This window comes from Psychrobacter pygoscelis (genome assembly GCF_004335015.1).
Classification (GTDB): domain Bacteria; phylum Pseudomonadota; class Gammaproteobacteria; order Pseudomonadales; family Moraxellaceae; genus Psychrobacter; species Psychrobacter pygoscelis.
Genome location: NZ_RQRU01000002.1, coordinates 161,341 through 175,942, shown reverse-complemented (window position 1 = coordinate 175,942; position 14,602 = coordinate 161,341). Strand labels below are relative to the sequence as shown.

Here is a 14,602-nt window from a genome sequence, read left to right as displayed (position 1 = left end):
GCTGATACCAAATGCCGTTATAAGGATAGAGCCTACCAATGAGACCTTCTCAGCCACCTCGCATTGCCGTATTACTCGTCAATCTTGGTACGCCAGACGAACCGACTGCACCAGCTGTCCGCCGATATCTAAAGCAGTTTTTATCTGATCCTCGAGTCATCGAGATTCCGCAGTTTCTATGGGCGATTATTCTCAATCTTTTTGTGCTACCAAGTCGCCCAAAAAGAGTCGCTCAAGCCTATGCCAGTATCTGGGAGGGTGACTCACCGATTCGTAAAATTTTGAGTACCCAAGTTGAGCTATTACAGGCACGCATTGCTGATAGCGCCGCTCCATTTCCGGTTACCGTAGTACCGGCAATGAGCTATGGCAACCCAGGACTGCCCGATGTTATGGACAAGCTTTGTAGCGATGGCATTGAGCACTTTGTTATATTGCCATTGTTTCCGCAGTATTCAGCTACCTCAGGAGGTGCCGTTTATGATGCGCTTACCAAGTGGTCGCTAAAGCAGCGCAATTTGCCTAGTTTCACTATTGTCAAAGACTACTTCGCCCATCCGTTATATATCAAGGCACTGGCGGACTCTATCCGCCGCTTCCAAGCGGAGCATGGTAAGCCTGATAAGCTGATGTTTAGCTTTCATGGTATCCCGCAGCCTTATGCCGATAAAGGCGACCCTTATCCCAAACGCTGCAAATGTACGGCAGCGCAGGTGGCTCAAGCATTAGGCCTTGGTGATGATGAGTGGATTATTAGCTTCCAGTCGCGCTTTGGCAAGCAAGAGTGGGTTAAGCCTTATACGGATGTGGTATTACAAGACTGGGGCAAGTCCGGTGTGCGTTCGGTGCAGGTGGTCAGCCCCGCATTTTCTGCTGATTGTCTAGAGACGCTGGAGGAGTTGGCGATAGAAAACCGTGATAACTTTATTAATGCGGGCGGCCAAGAGTATCACTATATCCCAGCATTAAATGCCGACGAAGCTCATATTGACTTGTTAGAAGCTTTAGCGACACCGCTGGTGCAAGGCTGGGCCTGTACTTTAGATGGCTGGGCTTAGGGGAGCAGCGTTAAGCTTAATTCGCGCTATCATTTAGGCATAAGCGGCAGTGCTTGTGGCACTAGCCACCGAGGTTATTTTTATTAGAGTCATTAGCGGCCCCTTGAATGTTCAAGGGGTTTTTATTTGCTCAAGCGATTCTTAACGACTTACTTAAGAGGCTGTTCTGTCACTCTTATACTTCGTGGGCTTTTTGATTGCTTTTATTCCGATGTTTATCGCATTGGGATGCATGGCATTTTATATGTTTACCGGTGATAGCGCCCAGTATTTATGGCAGTATGGTTCGCCCCTTCACTCATCGTACTCCATGATGTCGATGCTATATCAGCCGTTATCTGCCACTTAGAGTATGATGCTATTAGATGACTTGCTGCACTGCGCAGTAAAAGGTAATTCACGGTTACTACTGTATGAGCGTCAAAAACCCCCTCAGTAGGAAGTTATTGAGGGGGTTTTTTGATCTATGGTCGTTCGACCTACATTGTTTAATTTAAAGTAGCTTTTCTATAGTTAATAGCTCATTTGCGTCTCTGCTCTAGGGTCACTTAAATTAAGTATTATAAGTCATCTTCATGGCTGTGCTGGACGGCATCATTATCTGCAATGTCACGAATGCTAGGATAATCTTTGTCATCTAAGGCATCTTCTACCAGTACCTCATCCACACGCGCTTCATCGATATTTTGACGATGCATTGGGGTCAAGCCCTCTGATACACCTTCTGACTCAGTCAAGCCCTCAGTGACAGCGCTATCATTATCAATGATGTTATCGGTATCTAATGGGCTATTTTCTGTTCCCATAGGGTCATTCATGGGCTTATCGACGCCCTCATGAGCGACCGAACCACTAACAGAATCAGGCTGGCGAGTATTTGGATTTTTCATTATGCTATCCTTGTTTTTAACATGTCAAAATCAGTTTTAAGATTAAAATTTACCCTTATAGTGTGTCAATTAAAACGGACGACTACCAGTAGCAAGGTGTCACTAGATGTTCAAAAAGTGTAAGAAGCTCTGCATCACACCGAGCGCATATCCTTATCCGTCTTATCTGCTGCATCATGGCAGATTCAATATTTTATTTAGCGTACTGATTGGCGCGTGCGTCACCACTTTATCAGGTTGTGAACGGTTACCTCGCTCCCCCATCTCAGCGCCAGCGACCAGTAATAATGAGCTAATAATCAATAAGCCCGTCGTCGCTACCGATCTACCAAAATCCACCCAGCAGCTAGCATGCGAGCAACTGCAAGCTGGCCAAGTCGTCACTATCACCGGGCACACCGTCCTTGCGCCGCAGTGCGACCTGACCGGTAAAGGTGTGCAATTCGTGCTCGACAGTTCTGACACCTCACTGAACTGTAACGGCGCGATACTCAGTTCTAATGCAGCTACTGACAGTAAATCAGCGATTACCATTCGCCCCAGAGCTGATAAAGCTATCAAAGACATTACCGTTGCCAATTGCCACATTCAAGGCTACGGTCATGCGCTTCATATTCGGCAAAAGACCAATCCAAATAGCCGTTATTCCAAAGGTTTGACCAATCCAGATAGTAATAGAGCGCTGGCACCGCATGACATTCGAGTTATCAATGTCACTAGCAATGGTAGTAAAAATAGTGGTATTTTCGTCGGTGACCATGTGCATCATGTGAGCTTTGATCAGCTACAAGTGGTACGCTCGGGGACAGTAGGGTTGTATTTAGAATTTGGCAGCCAGCATAATACGATTCAGAACTCCGTATTCGTCGATAATGGCTTTCGCAGCTTCAAGCCCAATCGTGAGGCCATCGCTGTGGATTCTTCTGCCTTTAATACCATTCAAAATAACAAATTTGTCCATAATGGCGCGGGCAGTATTCACCTGTATCGTAATTGCTTTGAGCACGCCAATGACCCCAGCCGTAGCAATTACTTTAAACGTACCGAGTCTGCTAGTGACAACATCATAGAGGGCAATACCTTCCGCGATGAGCCAGTCGCTGTCTGGGTAGCCTCACGGCAATCACGTAACCTTAAAGGCTTTGAGTGTGGTGCTTACCCACTGGCTAAGACTGCTTTTGCCAGCTATCACATCGATAGTGCTAAGCATAACCTTATTAAAGACAATACCTTTATTCAGGTAGAATCAGGCATCATCATTGAAGATGATGGGACTCAGATTAGCGGTAATGACTTTAGTCAAGTCGGTGGGGTAGCCATCAAAGTTGGCTCTGAGATTCGTGAGCGATATGCCAGCGATCAAAAGGGCGAGCAGGCAGGACTTCATGCTGGGATACAGCATACCGTTATTCATAGTAATGTGTTTGATGCTACGCAGTCTAGAGACGATCAAGTTCGAATATCTAAGGCCAGTCAACAAGGTACTCAGTTTAAGTAAGGCACTCAGTTTAAGTAGAGTTGGTTTGATGAGATGCTTTGAGGGGAACTGGTCAGCTCAGCAAATTCTAAGCACAAAAAGACCCTAACCGAGGGGACAGTTAGGGTTAAAGTGAAACAATCAGTAGTAGCTAAACGAAGCGTTCAGCACAAGAGCGTTATAGCTTTTGCTCACGGGGCAGCTCTGCCTCTTGTGAGGCATCTTGCATATCGCGATCAAGCGAGTAAAAGTTGGCATTATTGACCCTATCTTCTGATGCCAAAGCAAACTTATCGCGAAGACCGTCAATCAACGCCTCTTCTTCAATTTGCTCTTTGACGAACCACTGCAAGAAATTAAATGTCGGCCAGTCTTTTTCTGCCATTGCCTTATCGACTAAATCATAGATTTTGCGTGAGTTTTCAAGCTCATGCTGCCAGACATCTTCAATACACTCTTTAAGATTGCTTGGGTTGTCAGCGGGTGCGGCTATTGCGCCGATTTTCGCTTCACCACCACGCGTATTGATATATTCTAAAAACTTAAACATGTGCTGGCGCTCTTCTTCTGAATGCTTATAGAAGAAGTCAGCAATGCCACCGTAGTTATTGGATTCAGCCCAAACACCAAGAGCCAGATAGGCCTGAGCCTGTTGAGCTTCTTGATTCATCTGTCTGTTTAGGGCTTGTTCCATATCGTCTGAAATGCGCTTATCGCTCATAAGTTAATCCTTATAATCATTCGTTAATTTTAGAGTTAAATCGGCTTAACCAAAGGCTTAAAGCCGTTATAAACCGTTATAAAATAGTTATTAAATTTAGTGATCATTTGTTAATTAGGATTATAAAAGCTAGACAGGCAGCCGTGGGTTATTAGCTGTCCGAATTATGTGAGCAGTTATGAGCTAAGCGTCACGAGATGTAACCAATGCGAATAATAATCAATATTTTTAGAGAGACTGGTAAAATTTATAGAATCAGCACTAGCGGCAGTTATTCTACGAGGTTTAAATATAAAAAAACCGACATTCAGCCGGTTTTAGATGAGGTAGAAGAGAGAAGATTGAGAAGAGGATTAAGCGCCAATCTTTTGATTTAACCAGCGGGTAATCTTGTCAGGGGTAACTTGTGCTAGTTTCTCAAATACTTTGGCTGGCAGGCCGACCGCATAGTGGGTCTTAGTCAGCTTCCGATTGGGTGAAGTGGTAAGCTTATATAAGGTCTTAGCCACATCATCAGGGGTTAAATTCTTGCCCAAACGTCTGATACTAGTGACGTCGACATTTTTTGTCATGTCACTTTTGACCCATAAGGGCATGACATCGATGACTTTAATGCCACGCGGCGCAAGCTCAATATTCAAGCCTTCGGTTAAGCCGCGAACGAAGAACTTACTGGCAGAATAGGGTGCAAGTTCGGGCTGACCATAGATGGCAGAGGCTGAAGACAGATTGATAATTTTGCTAAATTTGTCGCCTTTGAGCTGCTGAGCGACTTTGTGGCAGCCAATCAAGATACCCTTACAGTTGATATCGACGAGCATAAGCTGCTTGTCCAAGTCAGACTCTGGTAGTTCACCGGTGATAAGAATACCCGCATTATTGATGAGTACGTCCACACCGCCAAAGGCGCTCGTCATCTGCTCAATAGCACTGTCCCAGTCATCGGGATTAGTGACATCCAGATTGCCGTGCAAGATAGACTTTGATTTATGCGCCTTTTTGAACGATTTATGCTTAATAGCGAGACCAAGCTCCGGAAGATCAATATCGAATAGACCGACGTTATGACCTTTGGCCGCAAGTTTTTTGGCAGTTGCTAGGCCGATACCGCGAGATGCGCCAGTGATGAGAACATTCATAATGACTTCCTTGTATAAAAGCGAGAGTACATGGGAGAGAAAAGTTCCTAAAGCATTAAATGATACTGAACGTATGTTATATTACAGTAGCGCTACTAACTCAAGTCAATTATCAATTTACAGAGGCTAGAAGCGTCTTAAAAATAGGGTGTGCAGATGATAATAAAAAAAGCAGCTATAAATAAAGCCTTAATAATTAGCCTATTGTCGCTAGCTGTCGGCGGTTGTATCTTTGAGGAGCAAGGGATATTTGCTAAAGACAAAAAAACTAACGACGCTGCCGTGGTTGAGATAGTAGCATTCGGCTATCAGCAAAGGCAAAATCACACTGTCGATTATATCGAAAGAGCGGATATTAAAATAACGGCTGAGCGGACACAAACCACGGTCAAGTCACTCTTTGGCAATGACAATACAGACAATAATAAAAATAATACCAACTATCTGTTGGCCGATAAAGTCACCGTGGCCACCGCCAGTAATATACGAAAAGTGGCCGATACGTTCATCGATTCTGCGCTATCTTATCATCTCCTATGGAAAGATAAGGAGTCGGGTGGCGTACTACGTCATGATATCGATTATCAGGCGGTAGATATCAGCGGAAAATCAGGTGTAGGCGAGGCTGCAGCGACAGGCTTTAGTACTGTCTTGGATCAGCTACCAGCGACCCAAACACAAGGTTTAGTCTTCCCAGAAGGCGCTATTTGCTATGTGCCACGGACAAAAATAGATAAAACCAGCACCAAGTTTAGTACGGATAAACTGACAGATTATTCGACGCTTATGGCTTGGCAAGGTGACCAACCTTTCAGCAGTGAGATGGCTCAATTGTCCTTTGGCACTACCAACGATATCGCGGTGAGCTACATTGCCAATGACTTAATTATCGATGCAGAGAGTGGTCTGAAGTCTTACCGCGGCGCGGTGCAGTTTGACGGCAAGGTCTATGATGCGGTGGTAACCCCCAAGCAAGAGAGTCAGCTTAATACTGATACTAGCAAAGGGCGAGTCGACTGTCAGAATTATAATGAAGTGGCGGCGGACTTTATTGAGGGTGAGATTAAAAAAGTCTATTAATAAGTAAGAAGAAAATTGAGAAATATAGACTAATGATACAAGGTTTAAACCACATTACCCTAGCAGTACTTTGGACTTCAGTGGTTAGATTAAGGGGTTAGATTAAGTGGCTGAATTATTGCCTGCTTTAAATCACTTGTCTTTTACTACGATTGGCACATGAAAGTAACAATAAGATTAATACCACCATTGCAGGCAACTCTGTCTCTCTCAAGCGCATTTTATGGTTCAGATTATGATAGCGACGGTGACTGCTACCGATATCTTCGGTACTGTGTGGCAGCTGCGTAGTATGGCATTAGAGAAATCGGCGGCGTACCGACCTTATTTTTACTGGTATCGGGATATGCGATTGATGAAGATTATCCTTCTCTTTATGAGGATCAGAGGGGCTAGGCGGTTTATTCGTAGTGAATAAGGAAAGTGCTTGGCAGTTAACTGCCAGTAGCCCCTATCTCTATCATGGCAGACACGGTGGTAGCCAGCTCGCTGCCTATAAATCGCCGCTATTTAAGTGCTAATCTCTAGGCTAGGCTTGCGTAGTAGAGGGCACAGGCTAGCGAGAACATACGGACAATATGCTCAGCTTGCGTTTTCTTATCACTGCTTTCTAAAATAACGCCTCCATACGCAGTAGGGCAGAGGGGTAGTGGTCTTTATGCAAAGCTTTATCATTATAATAATTCAGCTCAGTCTGTAGATAGAGCCAGTCTCGCCAAACCGGCTGGCGATAGCTGATAGCTGGACCATAGCTATTGAGCAGCGGTGTATCTTGAGCAAAATCGCCACCAGTGGAGATGCCATAGGCCAGCTGTTTTTGATTGCCGAAGTGATGAATCTGACGCAGATCATTGTTCCACGTGGTGCGCTCATTATTATCTTGATGTCGATAATGAATAGCCGTGCGATTATTGATAAATCGGTCAGCGCGGCTGGCAAGCTTTAGTTCAAGCCCCCCTCGTGCATAGTGCTCACTATCAAGACCATAGCGATAAAAGGTATCGCTCTTGACTCTGAGCTGCTCATCTTCGTACCAGTCTTTATCCACACTCACTTTGATAAAGGGGTCATCAAGAGAGCGGATACCCACATCGATATCCGTCTCAACGCCCAGCTCACTGTCAATACTTTCACTAAAACGTGACCAACGCAAGGCGATAGACGCATTGTCGCTACGCACCTTTTGACGATCAATAATCTTATCTTGTTCACTGGTTTGGGTGTGATAGCTTCTGCCTGTTGAGTCTCGTCGTAGCTCCGCTTCATTATCAAGGTCGGTATCACCGATGATCAGGCTAAGGCGTCGCTCCAAGACAGGTAGCTTTAAGCGGCCGCGAACTCTAGGCTCGACAGTCACGCTGCTGCCCGCGACTGGATCATCTACCCAGCGGGTATCTAGTATCACTCGCAGGTTGGCGGTAGCAGGGTTTTTGCTATCCGGCTCACCGAACCAAGCGTTCATATTATTGGCCCATAGATGCAGCTGATCTTGAACATCCTCTCGTCTTTCATCCGACCAGTGTTTCTCAGTGTGGGTGAGCTTGGTGTCTGATGGTGAGTTTTGGTAGCCTAACTGATCAGTTAATTGGCTCGCTGTTTTAATATGGATAGCGCTAGCAGGATTAAACAGGGGCTTGGTACTATCTTCAGTTGAGTTAGCCATATCCTCGCTTAAGGGCGCTGTGGTGTCTGAGACGGCTGGATCAGTCGCCGTATTCACTGAGGCAGTCGCTACTGCGGGGGCGGTAATGAGGAGACAGATAACGAGGCGGGTTATCTGCGTGCTGATGTTCAAAGACTTATTCATAGAGATCGAGCTTCAATTCTTATTTAAGGTCGTTAGGAGCACCGTCAGAGTAAATCAAACTGCAGCAATAATAAAGCGTTATGTGATTTTTGCGCAGGTACTTGGTGGTGGATAGTGCATAGACTTGGCTAGCAGTGGACTCGAGGTAACAGGATCGCTCCCAGCCATTAGGAAGCGCCTCGGCTAAAATAGTAGAATAATAGCGGACGGCAGGATAAGCTACGAAACCTGCGCCATTTCTTTAACCAATAAATTCTTCTGAATACCCAACCCTCGTGACCAACAACGCAAAAAAATAAGCTGAGCAAAATGCCCAGCTTACCTTTTCATTAATAGTTAAACTATAAAAGCAAATCCCTCTAAATTTCCCTTTTAGAAAGGGAGACTTCAAAACAAAATGCTATGATATTGTTTAACGCTTAATGCGCTTCATCCCAGTTCTCACCGATATCGGTCTCAACCACCAGCGGTACGGCAAAGTCCACATCCCAGCCCATGTCTTTGGCTGTAGTACTAAGCACTTCTTCCATAGCCTGTTTAATCAAAGCACTAATCTCATCGGTCTTGTCCTCGTCCACTTCAAACACCAATTCATCATGTACTTGCAGGAGCATCTTGGCAGACTCTTTTGGTAACACCTTATCAACGGCAATCATCGCCAGCTTAATGATATCGGCGGCGCTGCCCTGTAAGGGAGCATTAATCGCGGCGCGTTCGGCAGCTTGCTTGACCATGCGGTTGCTGTTAGTGATATCAGGAGTGTACAGCTTGCGGCCCAAGATGGTCTCGATATAGCCGTGCTCATAGGCACTGGCACGGGTGTCTTGCATATACTGTTGCACGCCCGGATAGCGGCTAAAGTACAGCTTGATATAGCTTTGTGCTTCTTCACGGCTCATCTGCAGCTGCTTGGCAAGACCAAAGGCGCTCATGCCGTAGAGCAGACCGAAGTTAATGGCCTTAGCGTTGCGGCGCTCGGTTGGAGTGACGCCCTCGACCGCTTTGCCTAACACTTCGGCAGCGGTGGCGGTGTGAATGTCGAGGCCTTCATTAAACGCCCGCGTGAGGTTGGCGTCACCAGAGAAATGTGCCATTAAGCGTAGCTCAATCTGTGAGTAATCTGCCGCTAGGATAACGCGGCCTTTGGGGGCGATGAATGCTTGGCGAATGAGACGGCCCGTGGCAGTTCGAATCGGAATATTCTGCAAGTTGGGGTCAGTAGAAGACAGACGACCGGTACTGGTCAACGCTTGGTGGTAGCTGGTGTGCACGCGGTCAGTCTCGCTATCGGCTACTGCATCTAGCGCATCGGTATAGGTGTTTTTGAGCTTGGCAAGACTGCGATACTCTAAAGCGATATCCACTAGCTCGTGGTCTATCTTTGATAATACCGCCTCTGAGGTGGAGTATTGCCCAGATTTGGTCTTTTTACCACCGGGCACGCCGAGCTTATCAAACAGTATCTCGCCAAGCTGCTTGGGCGAGCCTAGATTAAACGCTTCACCTGCCACCTCATAGGCGCGCTTCTCTAACGCGATAATCTCTTCATCGAAGCGGATAGACAGCTCATTAAGGAAGGGCCGCTTAATCAAAATACCTTCCGCTTCCATCTGACACAGGATTTGTGCAGTGGGGATTTCTAGCGCTTGCAGAAGCTTTTGATTGTTCTCGTCGTCTTTAAGTTTGGCTTGGAACAACTCAAACAGCTGATAGGTAATGTCCGCATCTTCGCAAGCATAGTCGCTGGCGATATCGATAGCGACTTTATCAAAAGTGACTTGCTTAGCCCCCTTACCAGCTACATCTTCATAAGTGATGGTTTGCGTGTGCAAGTAGTGGCGGGCGAGGTCGTCCATGCCATGACGGGTAATCGCCGCGTTAATGACATAGCTGGCTAGCATGGTGTCCATCGCCCAATTCTTTGGTTCGATATTAAGGTCGATACCATAGCGGCTGAGGACATGGGCATCGTACTTAAGGTGCTGACCAATTTTACCAATCTTCGGGTTTTCTAAGATGGGTTTGAGCTTGGCGAGGACGCTATCGCGGTCGAGTTGCTTACCGATAAGCTCATCTTCTACTGGAGCGTCTTCTAAGGCTAAGCTGTCTTCTGGCGTCTCTACGTCAGCGTCTTTTTTAGCCTTGGTTTTTTTGGTCTTGACCGGCTCAACATAAGCGACATGATTCAGCGGAATGTAATAGGCCTCATGCGACTGAAGAGCAAAAGATAAACCGACGATATCAGCTTCGCGCCAATTAATACTGGTGGTCTCAGTATCGATGACAAAATGCTCAGCACTAGCCAGACGCTCTAATAGCGACTCAAAGGCTAGCATATCTAAGACGGTGTGCCACGCTTTATCGTGACCTTTGCTGTCTTTGATATTTTCGATGATAGCGTGTTGCTTTTGATTTTGTAGGGTCTTGGCGATTTGCGCTTGCGACTCGCTTGCGGCCTTACTGTTATCTATGCTGTCATTGCCATTTTGAGCGTCATTTTGCACATTGGCAGGGTGGTTGGGATGATCGAGTGAAGCCAGCTCATTTTTGAACTCCAGCTCACTGTAGAGGTCGCGCAGCTCGTCGATAAAGGCAGTGGCATCAGTATTAACGCGCAAATCTTCCCAATCTTGACCGATATCAAGGTCGGTTACGATGGTCGCCAACTGCGAGTTCATTGGAATGTCATCGGCATGTTCTATGAGGTTCTTACCTGCCCGGCCTTTGATATTCTCAGCATTGGCTAAGATACCACCAAGGCTCTCATACTCATTGAGCAGCTTGGCCGCAGTTTTTTTACCGATACCAGGTACGCCTTTAATACCGTCAGAAGAGTCGCCCATTAACGTGAGGTAGTCGACCATTTGCGTGGGTTTAATGCCGAACTTATCGATGACACCTTGGATGTCAGTGATTTTGCCGGTAAAGCTGTCTTCTAGTATCACGCAGTCATTGACCAGCTGCGCCATGTCTTTATCACCCGTCGAGATGACGACATGATGACCTTCAGCGACCGCACGCTGGGTGAGCGTACCGATGATATCGTCGGCCTCAGCCCCTTCGATACGCAACAGAGGAATGCCTAACGCTCGAACGAGACGATGAATATACGGAATCTGCTGTGCCAGCTCGACATCCATCTTCGGACGATTCGCCTTATATTCAGGCGAGAGCGCATGACGAAAGGTAGGCGACTTGGTATCAAAACAAACCGCCATATGCGTGGGGTGATAACGACGCATTAGCTTGAGTAGCGCGTTGAGCGTGCCACGAATGGCATTGGTCATGAGGCCTTGGGTGGTCATCATGGTCTTAGGCAGCGCATGATAAGTGCGAAATAGGTAATACGAGCCATCGACTAAGATGAATGGCGGCGTGTCTTTATTTACATGCGCGGTATCCATGAGCGCGACATCGGGCATGTCGGAGAACTTGGGCAGCACATTGGGGTCAATCGCATCGTGCGAGGTGTCAGTAGAGGCATGGTCAGTCGCAGAAAGGTCAGTCATAGTTATATAAGTCGCTTAAAAGGTTATGATGATTTTATAAGAAAAGAATGGTGTTCAGTTAAGAAGATAAATCAGGCGGAATTTGCAAATAAGGATGTAATAAGTGGCTCTATTATAGCGAAAATTGGCCTTAATCGGGGGAGTTTACCGCTGGTCTTTGCTGATTACCCTTATGAAAAAACCCAAACCAGTAGCGGCTTGGGTTTATGCTGGTTGGACATTAGATTAGTATCGTTTTAGTAGAACCTTATTAGGGGTTGTCGCTAAGCGCTTACTGAACTTCTGATGTCACTTCGACATCGATATTGCCCTTTGTCGCTTTAGAATAAGGGCAAACTTCATGCGCCTGTTCGACCAACTTTTGGACTTCATCAGCAGATAAGTCGGTGCTTTTGGCAATCACGTGAATCTTGACGGCGAGCCTATAATCATGCCCGTCACCTTGGAGCAAATCAACCGTCGTCTGCGTCGTTGAGTCAAAGCTGGTCTCTTGCATCTTTTTGACCACACCTAGCGCGCTATCAAAACAAGCCGCGTAGCCCATTGCTAATAGCTGTTCAGGATTATTACCCTCTTTGCCAGTCCCTGGTGGCACCATATTAATGGTGAGGTCACTATCGCTTAGGCTTGCCGTGCCCATCCGGCCATTGGTCACTGTCGCTTGGGTTGAATATAATGTTTTCATAGAATGTCCTTATCTTATTTAGTATGAATAACTTAATATGAGTGAGTGACTATAAGTGATTAAAAGTCGGCTTTCTGCTGCTGGGTATTCTTACGTTTTTAACGTCAGCACTAGCCAATCTCTAGAGAATTAGCTTAGCAAATTAAGCCAATATTAGCGTCATTCTCAAGTAATCAATTGCACAGAGTTTGTAAAGATTGCAAACTAACAATAATACTGCGAATGGATAAGGTGTTAGTAACGGGCAAAAGGTAAATAATAGCGCGGCAGAATTTGTAGAGAAAACAGTTAACTACTGTCAGTCATTATTCTTGAACAAGTTGAATTATCTATATATGAGATATGAGTATGGCTTTTGGTTAATCACTAAAGGGCGTTTTGTATTTAAACGTCTGCAGCCAATCGCCAAATCCGCTACAATACGCCCACTAATTTTATTATTGATAATCAATCTTTGCCTTTCAAAATCGATATAGACAGTTGAAGCTATAAATTATGAGCGTAGATCCTAAAGTATTAGCCGCCGAGGTCGCCAAACGCCGTACCTTTGCCATTATCTCGCATCCCGATGCGGGTAAGACCACAATGACCGAAAAGCTCCTATTATGGGGGCAAGCGATTCAGGTTGCAGGTGAGGTCAAGAGCCGCAAGTCTGACCGTCATGCCACATCGGATTGGATGAGTATGGAGCAAGAGCGTGGTATCTCTATCACCACCTCCGTTATGCAGTTTCCTTATCAAAATCATATTGTCAACCTACTCGATACCCCCGGTCACGCTGACTTTAGTGAGGATACTTACCGCACGCTGACTGCAGTAGATAGTGCGCTGATGGTCATCGATGGCGCAAAAGGTGTGGAAGCGCGAACCATCAAATTGATGGAAGTCTGCCGTATGCGTGACACGCCGATTATCTCGTTCGTCAACAAGCTTGATCGCCAGATTCGTGATCCGCTTGAGCTATTAGACGAGATTGAGACCGTGCTGGGTATTAAATGTGTCCCTATTACTTGGCCAGTCGGTATGGGGCAAGATTTTGTCGGTGTCTATCATCTTACTGAGGACAAAACCTACTTTTATCAAAAAGGCCATGGCGGCGAGATTACTGAGATTGAGACGCGTGACGGCTACGATTACCCCGACGTGCGTGAGCGCTTAGGTGACTTGGCCTTTGCTGCCTTTGAAGAGTCGCTTGAGTTGGTACAGATGGCACTTGAGGACTTTGACGTCGAGTTGTTCCTCAAAGGCGAGATGACCCCAGTGCTATTCGGTACTGCTCTGGGTAACTTCGGTATCAATATGGTGCTCGACACTCTAGTCAAGTATGCGCCGCCGCCCAAAGATCATCCTACCCAAGAGCGTGAAGTATTGGCTAGTGAGACTGACTTTAGCGGTTTCGTGTTTAAGATTCAGGCCAATATGGACCCGCGCCACCGTGACCGTATTGCCTTCTTACGCGTCTGCTCAGGTAAGTACGAAAAGGGTATGAAGCTCAATCATGTGCGCCTTGGTAAAGAAGTGCGCATCTCTGACGCTTTGACCTTTTTGGCAGGGGATCGTGAAGCCCTTGAAGAGGCATATCCTGGGGATATTATCGGTCTGCACAATCATGGGACTATCTCTATCGGTGATAGCTTTACCGAAGGCGAGACCCTTAACTTTACCGGTATTCCGCACTTTGCCCCTGAGCTATTTCGCCGTGTGGTACTCAAAGACCCGCTTAAGTCTAAAGCACTGCAAAAAGGTTTGCAGCAGCTTAGTGAAGAGGGTGCCACTCAGGTGTTTATGCCGCAGATCAATAACGATTTGATCTTAGGGGCAGTCGGGGTGCTGCAGTTTGAAGTGGTCGCCCATCGCTTGAAAGAAGAGTATAAGGTGCAATGTACCTTTGAGCCGGTATCTATCGCGACGGTGCGCTGGATTCACTGTGATGACGAAGCTGCATTGGCTAAATTTAAGAAAAAGGCCCACGATCAACTGTCATTAGACGGCGGTGGTTACCTAACTTATCTCGCGCCGTCACGGGTGAACTTGCAGCTGATGCAAGAGCGCTATCCTGAAGTGACCTTTAGCAATACGCGCGAGCATTAATTACAAGTGCTGAAACTAGGACTACTAAGGTAAGATTAATGCCTCCTACTGCCCGATTCAGTAACAGAGCAAGATAAAAAATAGGCACGCTTGGCGTGTCTTTTTTTTATGCAGATTTTATTCAGAGCTATTGCTATCTTATTTG

General features: G+C 46.3%; 11 protein-coding genes. 5 read left to right on the top strand and 6 right to left on the bottom strand.

Going from position 1 to position 14,602, the window contains the following annotated elements:
• Nucleotides 1-38 precede the first annotated feature (38 nt).
• The gene (hemH, locus tag EGV92_RS05570; protein WP_131668251.1) at nt 39-1,058 is read left to right on the top strand and encodes a ferrochelatase; all 1,020 of its coding nucleotides are present in this window, start codon (nt 39-41) and stop codon (nt 1,056-1,058) included.
• 560 nt (nt 1,059-1,618) lie between these two features.
• Here the strand turns inward: hemH and EGV92_RS14180 are convergent.
• Entirely contained in the window at nt 1,619-1,948 is a 330-nt protein-coding gene (locus tag EGV92_RS14180; protein ID WP_242678630.1) for a hypothetical protein, read from the bottom strand.
• Between the two features lie 106 nt (nt 1,949-2,054).
• Between EGV92_RS14180 and EGV92_RS05560 the strand changes: the two genes are divergently transcribed.
• Nucleotides 2,055-3,446: a right-handed parallel beta-helix repeat-containing protein gene (locus EGV92_RS05560; RefSeq protein ID WP_131668250.1), complete on the top strand. Its 1,392-nt coding sequence runs from the start codon at nt 2,055-2,057 to the stop codon at nt 3,444-3,446.
• A 157-nt stretch (nt 3,447-3,603) separates the two neighbouring features.
• On the opposite strand, the gene EGV92_RS05555 is transcribed toward EGV92_RS05560, so the two are convergent.
• Both EGV92_RS05555 and EGV92_RS05550 read right to left on the bottom strand, forming a co-directional pair.
• Entirely contained in the window at nt 3,604-4,146 is a 543-nt protein-coding gene (locus EGV92_RS05555; protein ID WP_131668249.1) for a ferritin, read from the bottom strand.
• A gap of 353 nt (nt 4,147-4,499) precedes the next feature.
• On the bottom strand, nt 4,500-5,285 hold the full coding sequence (locus EGV92_RS05550; protein ID WP_131668248.1) for an SDR family NAD(P)-dependent oxidoreductase: 786 nt from the start codon (nt 5,283-5,285) through the stop codon (nt 4,500-4,502).
• A gap of 156 nt (nt 5,286-5,441) precedes the next feature.
• Here EGV92_RS05550 and EGV92_RS05545 point away from each other — a divergent pair, with 156 nt between their 5' ends.
• Together EGV92_RS05545 and EGV92_RS05540 are read left to right on the top strand one after the other, a co-directional pair.
• Nucleotides 5,442-6,365, top strand: a complete 924-nt coding sequence (locus EGV92_RS05545; protein ID WP_131668247.1) for a hypothetical protein — start codon at nt 5,442-5,444, stop codon at nt 6,363-6,365.
• A gap of 223 nt (nt 6,366-6,588) precedes the next feature.
• Nucleotides 6,589-6,783, top strand: coding sequence for a hypothetical protein (locus EGV92_RS05540; RefSeq protein ID WP_131668246.1), 195 nt, complete (start codon nt 6,589-6,591; stop codon nt 6,781-6,783).
• A 192-nt stretch (nt 6,784-6,975) separates the two neighbouring features.
• Here EGV92_RS05540 and EGV92_RS05535 read toward each other — a convergent pair whose 3' ends face one another.
• The 3 genes from EGV92_RS05535 to EGV92_RS05525 form a co-directional block, all read right to left on the bottom strand.
• Complete coding sequence (locus EGV92_RS05535) at nt 6,976-8,172, bottom strand: hypothetical protein (RefSeq protein WP_131668245.1); 1,197 nt, start codon at nt 8,170-8,172, stop codon at nt 6,976-6,978.
• 419 nt (nt 8,173-8,591) lie between these two features.
• Nucleotides 8,592-11,681: a DNA polymerase I gene (polA, locus tag EGV92_RS05530; protein ID WP_131668244.1), complete on the bottom strand. Its 3,090-nt coding sequence runs from the start codon at nt 11,679-11,681 to the stop codon at nt 8,592-8,594.
• Between the two features lie 271 nt (nt 11,682-11,952).
• Nucleotides 11,953-12,366, bottom strand: coding sequence for an Ohr family peroxiredoxin (locus EGV92_RS05525; protein ID WP_131668243.1), 414 nt, complete (start codon nt 12,364-12,366; stop codon nt 11,953-11,955).
• Between the two features lie 495 nt (nt 12,367-12,861).
• Here EGV92_RS05525 and EGV92_RS05520 point away from each other — a divergent pair, with 495 nt between their 5' ends.
• Nucleotides 12,862-14,457, top strand: a complete 1,596-nt coding sequence (locus EGV92_RS05520; RefSeq protein WP_131668242.1) for a peptide chain release factor 3 — start codon at nt 12,862-12,864, stop codon at nt 14,455-14,457.
• The last annotated feature ends 145 nt before the right edge of the window (nt 14,458-14,602 follow it).